Below are 15,174 nucleotides of genomic sequence, written 5' to 3'. Positions count from 1 at the left end.
CTGGAAACGTGAGTTCCTCTGAGAGTGCGGCGGACAAGTTGCCGATCCGGATGCTGCACGACCGCGTCCTGGTACGGGCCGACGCCGGTGAGGGGGAGCGGCGGTCCGGCGCGGGCATCCTGATTCCGGCGACGGCGCAGATGGGCAAGCGGCTGGCCTGGGCCGAAGTGGTGGCGGTGGGCCAGCACGTGCGGTCGGTCGTCGTGGGCGACCGGGTCCTGTTCGACCCCGAGGACCGCTCCGAGGTCGAGGTCCGCGGGACCGACTACGTCCTGCTCCGCGAGCGTGACGTCCACGCGGTGGCGTCCGAGCGGATCGACGACGGCTCGCCCGGCCTGTACCTGTAAGCCCGTTTCGTCACCGTGCGCTGACCGATCGGTCACGCAGCGTCGCTGTGCGTGCGCTGGGTGTGGGATAAGCGTTTGTTTTCTGGAGTCATTCCGGGAACACTCCGACACCCATCCGAGGTTCCACCCATACGCGAATCGCATACGCGAATCGCATGCGCGACCGCGGCGCGGGGAGGAGACACGAATGAACCCGATGAAGCAGGAGGACACCACGGCGACCAAGAAGCGTGCGCCGTTGCCGGTCCAGGGGCGGCGCAGCCGTCCGGACGAGAGCGGCGACCCGGACCTGGTCCGGTTCTACCTGGACGAGATCGGTATGACCCCGCTCCTGACCGCCGAGGAGGAGGTCGAACTCTCGAAGCGCATCGAGGCCGGGCTGTATGCCGAGCGGCTGCTGGTCGAGGCCTCGCAGAAGGGCGGCCGCCGCATCGGCCCCAAGCGCCGCCTGGAACTGGAGCGCCTCGCCGCGGACGGCGTCGCCGCCAAGGACCACATGGTGCGGGCGAACCTGCGCCTGGTCGTCTCGGTGGCGAAGAAGTTCGCCGGCCGGGACGCAGCGTTCCTGGACGTCGTCCAGGAGGGCAACCTCGGCCTGATCCGGGCCGTTGAGAAGTTCGACTACAGCAAGGGCTACAAGTTCTCGACCTACGCGACCTGGTGGATCCGCCAGGCCATCCAGCGCGGGCTCGGTGAGCTCGGCCGGACGGTCCGGCTGCCCGTCCACGTGGTCGAGGAGCTGTCCCGGCTCAACCGGCTGGAGCGCACGCTGAGCGCCTCGCTCGGCCGCGACCCCAGCGTCGAGGAGCTGGCCGAGGCGTTCGAGGCACCCGTCGAGCGGGTCATCGAGCTCAAGCACATCGGCCGCGTCCCGGTGAGCCTGGACCAGAACGTCGGGGACGACGGGGACACCCGCATCGCCGACCTGATCTGCGACGACGACGCCGTCGCCGCGGCGGAGATCGCCGAGCACAACGCGATGCTCGACACCCTCCGCTCGATGGTGCGCTCCCTGCCCGAGCGGCAGGCGACGGTGCTGACGATGCGGTACGGCCTGCGCGACGGGAAGCCGCGCACGCTCGCCGAGATCGCGGCCCCGCTCGGCCTGACCCGCGAGCGGGTCCGCCAGCTGGAGAAGGAGGCCCTCGCGGCGCTCCGTGCCCCCGACTCCGAACTGGTCGGATGGAGCTGACCCGCACGAGTTGGGCAGACTGATCGGATGAGTAACGCTGTGCACCCCGAGGCCGGCCGGATCGCTGATCCGGCCGGCCTCGTCGATGTCGCCCGCCTGATCACGGCGTACTACGCCGAGCACCCGGACCCGGCCGAGCCGGGCCAGCGGGTCGCGTTCGGGACATCGGGTCACCGGGGCAGCGCCCTGAACCTGAGCTTCAACGACGACCACATCGCGGCCACGAGCCAGGCGATCTGCGAATACCGCGCAGCGCAGGGCATCGACGGTCCGCTGTTCCTCGCGAAGGACACCCACGCGTTGTCCGAGCCGGCCGCCGCGACCGCGATCGAGGTCTTCGCGGCCAACGGCGTGACGCTGCTGCTCGACAGCCGCGACGGGTACACCCCGACGCCGGCGCTGTCCCGCGCGGTGCTGACGCACAACCGCGGGCGAGCGGATCAAGGAAAGGCGCGTGGCCTCGCCGACGGGGTCGTCATCACGCCGTCCCACAACCCGCCCCAGGACGGCGGGTTCAAGTACAACCCGCCGCACGGCGGGCCCGCGGACACCGACGCGACGGGCTGGATCCAGGACCGTGCCAACGAGCTGCTCGCCGCCGGCCTGGCCGGGGTGCGGCGCATCCCGCTCGCCCGCGCCCGCGCCGCTGAGACCACCGGCACCTACGACTTCCTCGACCGCTACGTGGCGGACCTGCCCCTGGTTGTCGACCTCGAGGCGATCCGCGCGGCCGGCGTCCGCATCGGCGCTGACCCGCTCGGCGGATCGAGCGTCGCGTACTGGGGCGTGATCGGCGAGCGCTACGGCCTTGACCTGACGGTCGTGAACCCGCTCGTCGACGCGACGTTCCGGTTCATGACCCGGGACTGGGACGGCAAGATCCGGATGGACTGCTCGTCGCCCTACGCGATGGCTGGGCTCATCGAGAAGGTGACCGCGAACCGGGCGACCTACCAGATCGCCACCGGCAACGACGCCGACGCCGACCGCCACGGGATCGTCACGCCCGACGGCGGACTGCTCAACCCCAACGCCTACCTCGCGGTCGCGATCGACTACCTCGTCGCGCACCGGGACGGCTGGCCCGCGGGTGCCGCGATCGGCAAGACGCTGGTCTCCTCGGCGATGATCGACCGCGTCGCGGCCGCGCTCGGCCGCGAGGTCGTCGAGGTGCCGGTCGGGTTCAAGTGGTTCGTCTCCGGGCTGCTCGACTCCACCCTGCTGTTCGGTGGCGAGGAGAGCGCCGGTGCCTCGTTCCTCTGCCGCGACGGCTCGGTGTGGACGACCGACAAGGACGGCCCGCTGCTGTGCCTGCTCGCGGCGGAGATCGCGGCCGTCACCGGCCGGTCGCCGAGCGAGCGCTACGCCGAGCTCACCGCGAAGTTCGGTGACCCTGCCTATGCGCGGATCGACGCCCCCGCGACCCCGGCCCAGAAGGACGTCCTGAAGAAGCTGACGCCGGATCAGGTCACCGCCACCGAGCTGGCGGGTGAGCCGATCCGGGAGCGGCTCACGGCGGCGCCCGGCAACGGCGCGGCGATCGGCGGCCTCAAGGTCACCACCGAGAACGGCTGGTTCGCCGCGCGTCCTTCCGGGACCGAGGACGTGTACAAGATCTACGCCGAGTCCTTCCTGGGTGCCGACCACCTCGCGCAGATCCAGGACGAGGCCCGAGAGGTCGTCACGGCTGCGTTGGGTGGGGCATGAGCAACCTCGACGCGTCGGTGGTCGAGCAGGTCGTCCTGCTGACCCCCGACGGGACTCCCTGCGGCGTCGCCGACAAGGCCAGCGTCCACGGTGAAGTGACGCCGTATCACCTGGCGTTCTCGTGCTACGTCTTCGACCGCGACGGACGGCTGCTCGTCACCCGGCGGGCGCTGGACAAGCCGACCTGGCCGGGCGTGTGGACCAACAGCTGCTGCGGGCACCCCGGGCCGGGGGAGGACCCGGCCGACGCCGTCCTCCGCCGGCTCGACCAGGAACTCGGCATCCCGGCGGCGGACCTGACCCTCGTCCTGCCCGACTTCTCCTACCGCGCCAGCTTCCGCGGGGTCGAGGAGTACGAGCTGTGCCCGGTGTTCCTGGCGCGCTCCGACGCCGTCCCCACGCCCGACCCGAGCGAGGTCGCGGACGCGGTCTGGCGGAGCTGGGACGAGTTCGTCGCGGCGGCCACGGCGCCTGAGAGCCAGATCTCACCCTGGGCGCAGGAACAGGTCCGGGCGTTGATCGCCGGGGGCCATGTGGAAACCTTCCTAGGCAGATCGAGGGAGGACTGATGGGCCAGGGATCGTTCGAGGGCCGGGTGGCGATCATCACCGGCGCCAGTCGCGGCATCGGGTACGCGGCGGCCGAGGAGATCGTGCGGCGCGGCGGCAGGGTGACCATCACCGGCCGGGACGCGGACGCGCTCGCCGCGGCGGTCAAGGAGCTCGGTGGCCCCGGCGTCGCGCTCGGGATCGCGGGCAAGGCCGACGACGCCGACCACGCGCGTTCCGTGGTCGAAGCGACGATCGCCGAGTTCGGCCGCATCGACCACTTCGTCGCGAACGCCGCGGTGAACCCGGTCTACGGCCCGATCCTGGAGGCCCCGCCGGCCGCGATCCGCAAGGTCTTCGACGTCAACATCATCGGCGCGGTCGAGTGGATCCGGCTGGTCCACGGGGCGTGGATGAAGGAGCACGGCGGCTCGATCGTCACGATGTCCTCCGTCACCGGCCTCGGTGCCAGCCCCGGCATCGGCGTCTACGGCGTCAGCAAGGCCGCGCTGATCGCGCTGACCCAGCAGCTCGCCGTCGAGCTCGCCCCGACCATCCGTGTCAACGCGATCGCCCCCGGCGTCGTGAAGACCAAGTTCGCCGAGGTCCTCTACGCCGGCGACGAAGAGGGTGCCACGGCCCCGTACCCGCTCAAGCGCCTCGGCGTCCCGAGCGACATCGGCTCCGCCGTCGCGTTCCTGCTCTCCGACGACTCGGCCTGGATCACCGGCCAGACCCTCGTCATCGACGGTGGCCTCACCGTCCCGCTGGGGGACATGCAGCAGCACTGAGCCGGACGTCCGAGGATGTGGCTGCTATTGCAGCCGGATGTTCGGACGCAGCGTCAGGCGGCGTGGCCGAGGTACCGGGCGAACAGGTCCTCGCCGTCGAGCTCGCCGGGTTCGCCGGCGAACGCGACGCGGCCCTTGTGCAGCAGGTAGACGAAGTCCGCGAGCTCGAGGGCCTTGGTCACGTACTGCTCGACGAGCAGCAGGCTCGCGCCGCCGGCGGCGATGGTGCGCAGGAAGTCGAAGATCTCGTCGACGATGATCGGCGCGAGGCCCATCGAGACCTCGTCGAGCAGGACGGTCTTCGGGTTCTGGACGTAGGCGCGCATCAGCGCGAGCATCTGCTGCTCGCCGCCGGACAAGGTCCCCGCGAGCTGGTCCATGCGCCGGCCGAGGACGGGGAAGACCGACGCGGCGGCCTCGAACGTCTTCTCCTCGTCGCCGCGCTTGCACTGGACGACGAGGTTCTCCCGGACGGTCAACGACGGGAACACGCCGCGGCCCTCGGGGACATGGCAGACGCCCTGATCGACGAGGGTGTGCGGTGCCCAGCCGGTGACGTCGGTGCCGTTGACGAGAAGAGCGCCGGACGTCGGCCGGACCAGGCCGGCGGCGACGCGCAGCACCGTGGTCTTCCCGGCGCCGTTCGCGCCGAGCAGCGCGACGATCGAGCCCGGCGGCACGTGCAGGGTGACGTCGTGCAGCACCCGCGTCCCGCCGTACCCGGCGTGGACCTCATGGAGCGTCAGCATCGCGGCCTCCCTGTCATCTCTTGGCGCACACGGCCTTGGACCCGTTCGGAGCGGTCCAGCCCTTCTCGGTCAGCAGTTCGAAGTACACGCAGGGAATCTGCGGCGCCGCCTTCTGGCCGGGCGAGAACGTGATCGGGGGCGCGAGCCCGCCGAGCGTCTCGTTCTTCACCTTGCCGAGCCCCGTTCGCAGGTCCGTCGCGGTCAGCGGCTTCGCCGCCGCGCCGGGGCCCAGGTTCTGCACGGCCGCCTCGAGGAGTTTCATCGAGGCCCACGCCGAGAGCGAGTTGCCGTCCGCCTCCGTGCCGGGGGCGTAGCGGGCGAGCGCCGCGTGGTACTCCTTCAGACCCGGGGTGTCCGTCAGCATCCACGGGGCGTTGCCGGACGACGTGGTCATCGTGTTGCGGCGAATGCCGGGGTCCTTCGACTGGGCCGGGCTGATCACCCCGCCGCCGGAGGCGAACTGGGGGTAGTAGCCCAGCGCCGCACAGGACCGGGCGACGCGCGCAATGGCCGACCCGTCGACGCCCATCCCGAACGACTCCACGCCGGCGTTCTTCGCGTTCTGGCACTGCGCGGTGAAGTCGGTCTGCGTCAGCGAGACCGCGGAGCTGTAGACGATCTCCGCCCCGACGGCCTTCGCCCGGTCCGGGATCGACTTCGCGATCGAGGTGCACAGGCTCGCCTCGACGCAGTAGAGCAGGCCGAGCTTCGTCTTGCCGGACTGCACGGTCTGCCGCAGGCCACCCTCGACCAGGGCGTCCAGACCCGCGCCCTGCGGGAACAGCAGCGGGTTGGCGAACCACGCCGGGTCGATGGCGTCGCCGCCGATCATCGGCACCTGGTGACGCTCGACGACCGGGACGATCCCCGACATCGACATCGGCGCGAAGGTGGCGACCAGCGCCACCGCCTTACGGGTCGTCAGGAGTGCCTGGGCGTGGGAGGCGGCGCGGCTGGGGTCGCCGCCGTCGTCGACCGCGTACAGGGTGACGGGGTGGCACGCCAGCCCGCCCGAGGCGTTGATGTGCTGAACGTGGATCGCGGCGGCCGTCCGCGCGGAGGCGAAGATCGCCCCGAGGACGCCGCTGAAGCTGCCGATCTGGCCGAGCACCACGGGCGCCTCGGAGCCGGAGCACGTCGCCGAGCTGACCGCGGCCGTCCCGCCGGAGGACTTGGACCCGGCCTGCGGTCGGGTGCCGTTCGCCGGCGCGGCCGCGGCTGCGGGCGCACCGGGTACGAGCGCCGCGGACGGATCGCCGCTGTCGACCGACACCGGCGCCCGGCCGACCGCGGCGGGGGCGTTCGGCACGGCACCGTTCCCGCCGGCCGTCGCGGCGCGCAGCTGGTCGAGCGTCGCCGAATCCAGAGTTACGGCTCCGCCGCCGGCACCGGCGCGGACCTCCTCCTCGCTCGCGCGCGTTCCGCACCCGGTGACGAGCACGGCGGCGGTGAGCACGGCGAGGGCCGCGCGCCGCAGCGGGTGCCGGCCGGTCATCGGTCCACCTTCGTGCAGACGTACGTGCTGTTCGGAGCCGTCCAGCCCTTCTCGGAGTCCAGGGCGAAGAACACGCACGGGATGTCCGGCGCCGCCTTCTGACCGGGTGTGAAGGTGATCGGGGGTGACAGCCCGTCGAGGGTCTCGTTCCTGATCTTGCCGAGGCCGGTGAAGATGTCGGCGCTCGTCACCGGGGCGTTGCGCGCCGCGTCACCGAGGCGCTCAACGGCCGCCTGGAACAACTTGCCGGCCGCCCAGGCGAGCATGGAGGGACCGTCCACCTCGAAGCCGGGGGCGTACCGCTTCAGCGCCTCGGCGTACTCGCGCTGGCCCGGGGTGTCGGTCCGGAACCAGGGCGCATTGGCGCTGGCGGTCGACATCGTGTTCCGGCGGATCCCGGGGTCCTTCGCCTGCTCGTTGCTGACGACCGGGCCGCCGGTGACGAACTGCGGGAAGTAGTTCAGCGCGGCGCAGGAGCGGGCGACCCGCGCGATCGCGGACCCGTCCACCGCCATCCCGAACGCTTGCACGCCGGCGTTCTTGGCGTTCTGGCACTGCGCGGTGAAGTCGGTCTGGGTCAGGGACACGGGGGAGCTGTAGACGACCTTGGCCCCCGCCACCTTCGCGCGGTCGGGCAGCATCTTCGCGACCGATCCGCAGACCCCGACCTCGACGCAGTAGAGCAGACCGTGGACGGTCCGACCGTCGGCCACGGCCTGCTTGAGCGCTCCGTCGACGATCGCGCGCAGACCGCCGCCCTGCGGGAAGAACTGCGGGTGCGCGAACCACGGGTCGGAGACCAGATCGCCGCCGACGACGGGGAGCTTGGTCCGCTCGATCGCACCGACCATCCCGGGGAGCGCCATCGACGCCATTCCCACGAAGGCCTGGACGTTGTACTTGCTCACCATCTCGCCGACCAGGGCGGACCCACGGCTCGGGTCCCCGCCGTCATCGACGGCGTGGAGCACGATCGGGTGGCAGGCCAGCCCGCCGGACGCGTTGATGTGCTTGATCCACACCGCGAATCCGGTCCGGGCGGAACCGACCAGCGGCCCGAAGACGCCGCTGAAGCTGCCGACCTGACCGATGTGCAGGGGGACGCCCGGCTTGGTGCAGGCGCCGCCCGACGAGCCGGTGCCGGCCGCTGCGGCGGGCGCCGACGTGCTCGGGGCGCCGGCGGTGCCGGGGGAGTCGGTGCCCGGGGCGGTGCCGGAGCCGGACTGCGGGACGGTGCCGGGGACGGCGTCGGTGCTCGCGTCCGCGGGCCCGCGCGCGGGTGCCGGCGCGCCGGGGAGGGCACCGGTGCCGGCACCGGCATCGCGCAGCTGGTCGAGGGCCGCCGGGTCGAGCTCGACGGGCCCGCCGCCGACGCCGGCGCGGACCTCCTCCTCGGACGCGCGGGTCCCGCAACCGCTCGCCAGCAGGGCGACGGCGGCCGCGAGCGCGGCGACGGTCCGGCGTGCTCTCATCGCAGGTCCCTCGCACCGCTGATGCACAGCGGCTTCGACCCGTTGGGCGCGGTCCAGCCCTGCTTGCCCAGCAGGGTCACGAAGACGCAGCCGCTGCTGCGGCTCTTGTTCTTCTCCGCGTAGTTCAGCGGTGCGGTGATCCCACCGAGGGTCTCGTTCTTGATCCGGTTCAACCCATTCAGGATCTGATCCGCCGTCAGCGCCTTGTCCCGCGCGGTCGGCCCGAGCAGGCCGACCGCCGCCTCGAGGATCTTCCCCGCCGACCACATCTGCAGCGTCATCCCGCTGCTGACGATCTGCGGGGCGTAGGTCTTCAGCGCGGCCTGGTACTCCCGCAGGCCAGGCTGGTCGGTGGCGAACCAGGGTGCGTTGGGGTTCACCGCGGCCAGGCCGAGCTCACGCACCTGCGGATCCTCGGCCTGCTTCGGGTTGACCGCCCACGCGGCGCCGACGAGCAGCGGCTTGTAGTTCAGGGCCAGGCAGGAGCGGGCCAGCCGCGCCATCGCGGAGCCCTCCATCGCGACGACGAGTTCCTCGACCTTCGCGTTCTTCGCGTTCTGGCACTGGGCCGTGTAGTCGGTCTGCGTCAGCGAGATCGACGACGAGTAGACGAGCTCGACGCCCGCCCGCTCGGCGGCCGACCCGATGTCCTTGCCGATCGAGGAGCAGGTGTTGATCTCGACGCAGTAGAGCAGCCCCAGTCGCTTGTGCCCGCGGTCGGCGGCCTGCTGCACCAGACCGGCGATCGACTCGCGCCAGCCCCCGCCCTGCGGGAACAGGCAGGGCTCGGTCGACCACTCGGCGCCGAAGTCGATCCCGACCGTCGGGATGCAGTTCTTCTTGATCTCAGGCAGGAAGCCGGACTGCGTCAGCGCGGTGAGGTTGCCGACGAACGCCACGACCCCGCGGCCGATCAGGTCCTTCGCCGCCGCGGCCGCACGCGACGGGTCGCCGCCGTCGTCACGGGTGTAGAGCGTCACCGGGTGGCACGCCAGGCCACCGCGGGCGTTGATCTGCTTCGCCCACACGGCCATCGCGGTCAGCCCGTCCCCCGCGATCGGGCCGGCGAGGCCGGAGAACGTCCCGACCTGACCGAGGGCGATCGGTGCGCCCTGCGTGGCGCACTTCCCGCCGTCCCCGGTGGTCGGCGTCTGGGCGGGCGTGCCCGGCTTGGTGGTGGTCGCGCCGGGCGCCGGTGCGGTCGCCGAGGCCCCCGCCGTCGTGCCCGGTGCGGTCGCGCCGCCGACGACGGCGGGCAGGTCGCCCGCGGCGCCGGGGGCGGCCGGGGCTCCCGCACCGTTCGTCGCGGCCGCGGCGGCCTCGCGCAGCTGCTCCAGGGCCGCCGAATCCAGCGTCACGGAACCGTTCGCCTGCGCGCCGGCGCGGACCTCGGCGGGATCGACCCGCGTTCCGCACCCGGAGACCAGGACAACGCCGGAGAGCACCGCGGCCACCAGAGCCGCGGCACGACGCTGCCTCATACACACACTTTCCGGCTGCCCTTGGGCGCGGTCCACCCGTCGGGGGTCAGCAGCTCGTAGTAGATGCAGCCGCTGGACACCGCGTGCTTCTGGTTCGGGGTGAACGTCACGCCGGCCGTCAGCCCTTCGAGGTCCTCGTTCTTCACGGTCCCGAGGGCGTCCAGGATCAGGGCGGTCGTCAGCGGGCCGGAGCGCGCCTTCGCGCCGAGCCCGGCCACGGCCCTCTCCAGCAGCTGCCCGGAGGTCCAGGCCTGAATCGACGGGCCGTCCGGCGCCAGGGAGGGCGCGTAGCGGCGCAACGCGTCGCGGTACGCCTTGAGGCCGGGAGTGTCGGTCTCCGTCCAGGGCGCGACGCCGCTGGCGACCGCGAGCCCGAAGGAGCGCAGGGTGGGGTCGGCGGCCTGGGCCGAGCTGATCGTCCCGCCGATCCCGGAGAGCAGCGGCTTGTAGCCGATCGCCGCGCACGACCGTGCCACCCGCGTCATCGCCGAGCCGTCCATCCCGAGCACGAGCTGGTCGGCCCCCGCGTTCTTGGCGTTCTGGCACTGGGCGGTGAAGTCGGTCTGGGTCAGGGAGATGGCCGAGTCGTAGACGAGTTCTCCGCCGGCCTTCTTCACACCCTCGGAGCGGCCGTAGGCGATGCCCTCGCTGCAGGCGGTGACCTCGACGCAGTACAGCGTCGCGATCTTCTTCTTGCCCATCTCGACGCCCTGCTTGAGGAACCCGACGATCTGGTCGAAGAAGCCCGCGCCCTGCGGGAACATGTACGCGCTCTCGTTCCAGTCGGGGGCGAGCAGTTCACCGCCGACGGCCGGCAGCTGAAGGTCCTCGACCGCGGTGCGGAAACCCGCGACCGAGAAGACCACCACGCTGTTGATCAGCGCGACCACCTTGCTCTGCGCGTGCAGCTCGCGCACCAGCGCCGCGGCCTTGGCCGGGTCACCGCCGTCGTCACGCGCGAAGACCGTGACGGGGTGGCAGGCCAGCCCGCCCCGGGCGTTGACGTCCTGCGCCCAGATCGCGGCCGTCGTCCGGGCCGAGGCCGAGACGGCCCCGGCGAGGCCGGAGAAGGTCCCGACCTGCCCGAGGGCGACCGGGGGAAGTTGCTCCGTGCACGCCGCGTCCGCACCGCCCCGCGCCGCGGCGGGCTGATTCGCCCGGCCGGTCGCGGGGCTCGCGGGACCGGCCGCGGCGCCGGTGGTGTCCTGACCGGCCGTGGCGTTGCTGGTCGTGGTCCCGGGCGCGAGCGGCCCGGTGTCGACGGTGCCGCTGGCGACCTCGCCCGTGGGTGCCCCGGGGACGGGAACGGTCCCGCCACCGGCCGCGGCCGCGCGCAGCTGATCCAGCGACTCCGAAGTGAGCGTCACTGTGCCGGAGCCGGCGGCGCCGGCGCGGATCTCGGTCTCGTCGGCGCGGGTCCCGCACCCGGTGAGCAGGAGCGCGGCGGCGACGGCCAGCGCCGGAACGGAGCGGGTCAGATGCAAATCTGCTTGCTCCCGCGCGGTGCCGTCCACCCCTGGGGGGTGAGGAGTTCGTAGAACAGGCATCCGCTGCTCGGCGCCTTGGCCTGTCCGGGTTTGTAGGTCAACGGGCCGGTCAGTCCACCGAGCGTCTCGTTCTTCAGCTTCCCGAGCCCCGAAACGATTCGCGCGGTCGTGAGCGCGCCGTCGCCGCCGAGTTCGACGGCCTTCTCCAGCAGCGCGGCCGACGTCCACACCGAGATCGAGGCGCCGTCCGGGGCGAGAGAGGGCGCGTAACGCTTCATCGCGGCCTGGTACATCTTGAGGCCGGGGGTGTCGCTGAGCATCCACGGCGCCACCGAGGTCGCGGTCGCCAGGTTGAACGAGCGCAGCAGCGTGTCGGTCGCCTGGCCGGGACTGATCGTGCCGCCGACGCCGGAGAACAGCGGCTTGTAACCCAGCGACGCGCACGAGCGCGCCAGCCGGATCATGGCGGACCCGTCCATCCCCAGCGCGATCTGCTCGGCGCCGGCGTTCTTCGCGTTCTGGCACTGGGCGGTGAAGTCGGTCTGGGTGATCGAGATCGCGGAGCTGTAGACGATCTCGGCCCCGGCGCGCTTCGCGCCGCCGCCCTTGAGGATCTTGTCCGCGTACGTGCACGCGCCGACCTCGACGCAGTACAGGTAGGCGAGCTTCTTCTTCCCGCCCTCGACGCCCTGCTTGACGAAGCCGATGATCTGGTCGCCGATCGACGCGCCCTGCGGGAACATCCACGGGCTCTCGTGCCACTCCGGAGCGATGAGTTCGCCGCCGATGGCGGGGATCTTCTCGGCCTCGACGGCGGAGCGGAACCCGGCCGCGGAGAACGCGACCGTGCTGCCGACGAGCGCCACGATCCTGTGCTGGGAGACGAGTTCCTTGACCAGCGCGGCTGATCGCGACGGGTCGCCGCCGTCGTCCCGGTTGTAGATCGTGACGGGGTGGCAGGCCAGCCCGCCGCGGGCGTTGACGTCCTGACCCCAGACGGCGAGCGCCGTGCGGCCGGGCGCCGAGATCGCTCCGGTCACGCCGGAGTACGTGCCGACCTGGCCGATGTTCACCGGCGCGCCCTTGGTCGTGCACGTGGCCGCGGGCGCATCGGCGGAGGACGCCTGCGCCTGACCGGCGGCGGGCCGCCCCGCCGCCGGGGTGTCCGCGGTGCCCGTCGACCCGGTCGTGCCCGGCGCGGTGTCCGGCACGGCCCCGCCGGGAAGGGCCGACGGCGGAACGACCCCGGAGGGCAGGCCGACGACCGGAGCTCCCGGCACCGCCGCCGGGAGTGCGCTCTGCAACTCGGCGATCGCGGACTCGGGCAGCGCCACCGGGCCGCCACCCGCGCCGGCCTGGATCTCGGCGTCACTGGCGCGGGTGCCACAGCCGGCGAGCAGGAGCACCGCGCAGGTGCCGATCGCGACCAGCCGGGCCCGTCCCGAACGGCCGGTCATCGGGACGCTCCCACCGGTTCGCGCTCCGCGGCGGCGGTCTCGGAATCCGCGGCCCGGCGCGCCGCGGTGGTGCTCTCGGTGCGCCACGAGTACTCGGCGGCCCACGTGCGCAACGGCAGGTGCGGGCGCCGCGTCGCGTACACGGCGGCGAGGATCGCGCCGAGCCCGAAGAGGACCTGGAAGCCGTCCTCGAAGCCGGTGTTGTACGCCGGGCCCACGAACATCAGCAGCGGTCCGACGATCGCGCACGTGACGGTCGTGCGGCCGGAGATGGCGAGCACGGCGAGCAGAACGAGCGAGAAGACGAAGTTGAAGCTGGTGCCCGACACCGAGCCGAACTGCCCGGCGTAGAGGGCCCCGCTGATGCCGGCCAGGAACGCCGAGATGCAGAAGACCAGGACGCGGGTGACGTTGGCCGAGGTGCCGAGCGTCGTCAGCGCCGTGGGGGAGTCGCCCAAGCTGCGCAGCAGACGGCCGAGGCGGGCCCGCTCGATCGCCATGACCAGAGCGATGCCCGCGACCGCGAACATCAGCAGCAGGTAGTAGTACGAGGTGTCGGAGGTGAAACCGGACGGACGGGAGGTCTTCAGATCGGCGAGGCCGAACATGTAGCTCTTCACGTAGAAGAACTGGGCGATGAAGATGCCGAAGCCCAACGTCGCGAGGGCGAGGAACAACCCGGACAGCCGGATCGCCGGGATCGCGACCACGGCACCCACGGGCACGGCCACCAGACCGGCGAAGAGGACGGCGAGGCCCCACGGCACGCCGCCCGAGACCGCGTGGGCGAACGCCGCGGCACCGACCGCGGCCAGACCCATGTGGCAGAGCGAGACCTGGCCCGACGTGTGCACCAGCAGGCCGAGCGAGAGGAACAGCAGCACCTGGCTCATCGCGTTGATCCACACCGGCAGACGTGAGCCCACGACGTGCGGGACCAGGACGGCACCGAGCAGGACCAGCGACATCACCAGGTACCGCAGGTGCGGGGGGAGCACGAGCGGCGCCGCGGTGCGCGACCGCACCTGGGCACCCAGGTCGCCGAGGCGCCGACGGCCGAGGACCAGCAGGGCGATGAACAGGACGATGAACGGCAGGTTGAAGTCCAGGCCCTGCAGCCAGTCCCGGGTCGCGGTCTCCTTGGAGACGAGCTTCTGCGCGACGCCGATCGCGAGGCCACCGGCGTACGCCAGTGGCAGGCTGCGGAACGAGCCGAGGGCGGCGGCCCCGAAGGCCTGCACCACCAGCAGCGAGAGCAGGGTCGCGTCGAGTTGCTGTTGCTGCGAGGCGAGCAGGACCCCGGACGCGGCGGCGAAGCACGAGCCGATCAGCCACGCCTGCCGGCGTACCCGCGTGGGCGCAACGCCGGCTGTGTCCAGCAACGCCGGGTCGTCGACGACCGCGCGCATCATCACGCCGAGGCGGGACCGTTCGACGAGCAGGTAGAGCCCGAGGGCGGCAATCGTCACCGAGACGAGGGTGATGACCGAGTCCCAGGTGACGGAGACCCCGGAGATCGTGAACGCCTCGTCGCGCGGCAGGAACGGTTCGAAGAGGCGGTACTCGGAGCCGTAGATCCAGGTCGCGGTCGCGCGGATCAGCAGCAGCAGACCGATGGTGCCGACGATCTGGTACGAGACCGGGACCCGGGCCAGTCCGCGGGCCATGCGTTCGAGACCGAGACCGAGGATCGCGCCGAACAGACCGATCGCGAGGATCGCGGCGACGGGCCACGGCAGGCCCCGCTGCTCGCGCAGCTCGTAGAACGCGTAGGCCGCGCCGGCACCCACGGCGCCGTGGCCGAAGTTGAACAGACCCGAGGTCCGGTACGTGAGCACCAGGCCCATCGCGGCCAGGCCGTAGATCGAGCCGTAGACCAGCCCGAAGACGAGGTAGGGGACGTACTCACTCATGACCGAGCCCCCCGACTGTGCAGATGGGGCACGGGCGGAGCCCGGCCTCGACGTGCGCGGCCTCGGCGGCCCAGCGGACGCCGTCCTTGCCGGCGAGCATCTGGCAGTCCGGCGCGTGGTAGCGGCGCATGCCGGCCGCGGTGCCGAATCCCGAACGGTCCGTCACCAGCGCGGTGGCGACGGCCGCCGCGGGCGCGGGGTGCCGGCGGTCGAGCTCGGCGAGCACGTCGCGCCGGAGGACGGCGACGCGGCGCAGCCCGAGCAGCAGCCAGAAGACCATGCCGAAGCCGCCGACGATGAGCGCGGTGATGCCGAACCCGAGCCAGCGGGTCTGGGAGTTGAGGTCGACGGTGTCGCTGACGCCGAGCCATCCGACGACCAGGCCGGCGACCGCGACGGCGAGCACCACCGCGACGACCACGACGTCACGCCGGGCCCAGGGTTCGGGCCCGTCGTGGAGCGGCGCGCTCCGGGCGGTGCCGGCCCGCGCCACGCGGGTGCGCGCCCCGCCGAGGCTGATCGAACTCATCGGTGT

Annotated in this window: 13 protein-coding genes; 5 read left to right on the top strand and 8 right to left on the bottom strand. The window is 72.2% G+C overall.

The genetic code is table 11. The features are described 5' to 3' along the window. Window positions 1-50: 50 nt before the first annotated feature. The 5 genes from SPOPO_RS0125950 to SPOPO_RS0125930 all read left to right on the top strand — a co-directional run bounded on the left by SPOPO_RS0125950 (window position 51) and on the right by SPOPO_RS0125930 (window position 4,585). On the top strand, window positions 51-347 hold the full coding sequence (locus SPOPO_RS0125950; protein WP_051098721.1) for a co-chaperone GroES: 297 nt from the start codon (window positions 51-53) through the stop codon (window positions 345-347). A gap of 187 nt (window positions 348-534) precedes the next feature. Next, complete coding sequence (locus SPOPO_RS0125945) at window positions 535-1,539, top strand: sigma-70 family RNA polymerase sigma factor (protein ID WP_019878134.1); 1,005 nt, start codon at window positions 535-537, stop codon at window positions 1,537-1,539. Window positions 1,540-1,566: 27 nt separating this feature from the next. Next, entirely contained in the window at window positions 1,567-3,246 is a 1,680-nt protein-coding gene (gene pgm, locus SPOPO_RS0125940; RefSeq protein WP_033385199.1) for a phosphoglucomutase (alpha-D-glucose-1,6-bisphosphate-dependent), read from the top strand. Beyond that, window positions 3,243-3,815, top strand: coding sequence for an isopentenyl-diphosphate Delta-isomerase (gene idi / locus SPOPO_RS0125935; RefSeq protein ID WP_019878132.1), 573 nt, complete (start codon window positions 3,243-3,245; stop codon window positions 3,813-3,815). The genes pgm and idi overlap by 4 nt, the downstream gene beginning before the upstream one ends. After that, window positions 3,815-4,585 carry an SDR family oxidoreductase gene (locus SPOPO_RS0125930; RefSeq protein WP_019878131.1) on the top strand — a complete coding sequence of 257 codons (771 nt, stop codon included), beginning with the start codon at window positions 3,815-3,817 and terminating at the stop codon, window positions 4,583-4,585. The genes idi and SPOPO_RS0125930 overlap by 1 nt, the downstream gene beginning before the upstream one ends. Before the next feature lie 53 nt (window positions 4,586-4,638). Here SPOPO_RS0125930 and SPOPO_RS0125925 read toward each other — a convergent pair whose 3' ends face one another. Genes SPOPO_RS0125925 through SPOPO_RS0125890 form a run of 8 tightly spaced genes read right to left on the bottom strand, consistent with a single transcriptional unit; the run spans window position 4,639 to window position 15,168 of the window. Next, entirely contained in the window at window positions 4,639-5,334 is a 696-nt protein-coding gene (locus tag SPOPO_RS0125925) for an ABC transporter ATP-binding protein (RefSeq protein ID WP_019878130.1), read from the bottom strand. A 13-nt stretch (window positions 5,335-5,347) separates the two neighbouring features. Continuing rightward, on the bottom strand, window positions 5,348-6,829 hold the full coding sequence (locus tag SPOPO_RS0125920) for an ABC transporter substrate-binding protein (RefSeq protein ID WP_019878129.1): 1,482 nt from the start codon (window positions 6,827-6,829) through the stop codon (window positions 5,348-5,350). After that, window positions 6,826-8,301, bottom strand: coding sequence for an ABC transporter substrate-binding protein (locus SPOPO_RS0125915; RefSeq protein WP_019878127.1), 1,476 nt, complete (start codon window positions 8,299-8,301; stop codon window positions 6,826-6,828). The genes SPOPO_RS0125920 and SPOPO_RS0125915 overlap by 4 nt, the downstream gene beginning before the upstream one ends. Continuing rightward, complete coding sequence (locus tag SPOPO_RS0125910; protein WP_156870263.1) at window positions 8,298-9,782, bottom strand: ABC transporter substrate-binding protein; 1,485 nt, start codon at window positions 9,780-9,782, stop codon at window positions 8,298-8,300. Before SPOPO_RS0125910 ends, SPOPO_RS0125915 begins: the two co-directional genes overlap by 4 nt. Continuing rightward, window positions 9,779-11,296 carry an ABC transporter substrate-binding protein gene (locus SPOPO_RS31725; RefSeq protein WP_169577232.1) on the bottom strand — a complete coding sequence of 506 codons (1,518 nt, stop codon included), beginning with the start codon at window positions 11,294-11,296 and terminating at the stop codon, window positions 9,779-9,781. The genes SPOPO_RS0125910 and SPOPO_RS31725 overlap by 4 nt, the downstream gene beginning before the upstream one ends. Further along, window positions 11,257-12,726, bottom strand: coding sequence for an ABC transporter substrate-binding protein (locus SPOPO_RS0125900; protein ID WP_156870259.1), 1,470 nt, complete (start codon window positions 12,724-12,726; stop codon window positions 11,257-11,259). Before SPOPO_RS0125900 ends, SPOPO_RS31725 begins: the two co-directional genes overlap by 40 nt. Then, on the bottom strand, window positions 12,723-14,639 hold the full coding sequence (locus SPOPO_RS31720; protein ID WP_019878121.1) for an ABC transporter permease: 1,917 nt from the start codon (window positions 14,637-14,639) through the stop codon (window positions 12,723-12,725). Before SPOPO_RS31720 ends, SPOPO_RS0125900 begins: the two co-directional genes overlap by 4 nt. After that, entirely contained in the window at window positions 14,632-15,168 is a 537-nt protein-coding gene (locus tag SPOPO_RS0125890) for a hypothetical protein (RefSeq protein ID WP_019878120.1), read from the bottom strand. Before SPOPO_RS0125890 ends, SPOPO_RS31720 begins: the two co-directional genes overlap by 8 nt. Between the last annotated feature and the right edge of the window lie 6 nt (window positions 15,169-15,174).

Source organism: Sporichthya polymorpha DSM 43042, assembly GCF_000384115.1.
Taxonomy (GTDB): Bacteria; Actinomycetota; Actinomycetes; order Sporichthyales; family Sporichthyaceae; genus Sporichthya; species Sporichthya polymorpha.
This window is presented reverse-complemented; position numbering and strand designations above follow the sequence as displayed.

Excerpts from the sequence above, each read along its gene's own strand:
- SPOPO_RS0125950 (WP_051098721.1), top strand. The coding sequence starts at position 51 with ATGCTGCACGACCGCGTCCTGGTACGGGCCGACGCCGGTGAGGGGGAG.
- SPOPO_RS0125945 (WP_019878134.1), top strand. The coding sequence starts at position 535 with ATGAACCCGATGAAGCAGGAGGACACCACGGCGACCAAGAAGCGTGCG.
- pgm (WP_033385199.1), top strand. The coding sequence starts at position 1,567 with ATGAGTAACGCTGTGCACCCCGAGGCCGGCCGGATCGCTGATCCGGCC.
- idi (WP_019878132.1), top strand. The coding sequence starts at position 3,243 with ATGAGCAACCTCGACGCGTCGGTGGTCGAGCAGGTCGTCCTGCTGACC.
- SPOPO_RS0125930 (WP_019878131.1), top strand. The coding sequence starts at position 3,815 with ATGGGCCAGGGATCGTTCGAGGGCCGGGTGGCGATCATCACCGGCGCC.
- SPOPO_RS0125925 (WP_019878130.1), bottom strand. The coding sequence starts at position 5,334 with ATGCTGACGCTCCATGAGGTCCACGCCGGGTACGGCGGGACGCGGGTG.
- SPOPO_RS0125920 (WP_019878129.1), bottom strand. The coding sequence starts at position 6,829 with ATGACCGGCCGGCACCCGCTGCGGCGCGCGGCCCTCGCCGTGCTCACC.
- SPOPO_RS0125915 (WP_019878127.1), bottom strand. The coding sequence starts at position 8,301 with ATGAGAGCACGCCGGACCGTCGCCGCGCTCGCGGCCGCCGTCGCCCTG.
- SPOPO_RS0125910 (WP_156870263.1), bottom strand. The coding sequence starts at position 9,782 with ATGAGGCAGCGTCGTGCCGCGGCTCTGGTGGCCGCGGTGCTCTCCGGC.
- SPOPO_RS0125900 (WP_156870259.1), bottom strand. The coding sequence starts at position 12,726 with ATGACCGGCCGTTCGGGACGGGCCCGGCTGGTCGCGATCGGCACCTGC.
- SPOPO_RS31720 (WP_019878121.1), bottom strand. The coding sequence starts at position 14,639 with ATGAGTGAGTACGTCCCCTACCTCGTCTTCGGGCTGGTCTACGGCTCG.
- SPOPO_RS0125890 (WP_019878120.1), bottom strand. The coding sequence starts at position 15,168 with ATGAGTTCGATCAGCCTCGGCGGGGCGCGCACCCGCGTGGCGCGGGCC.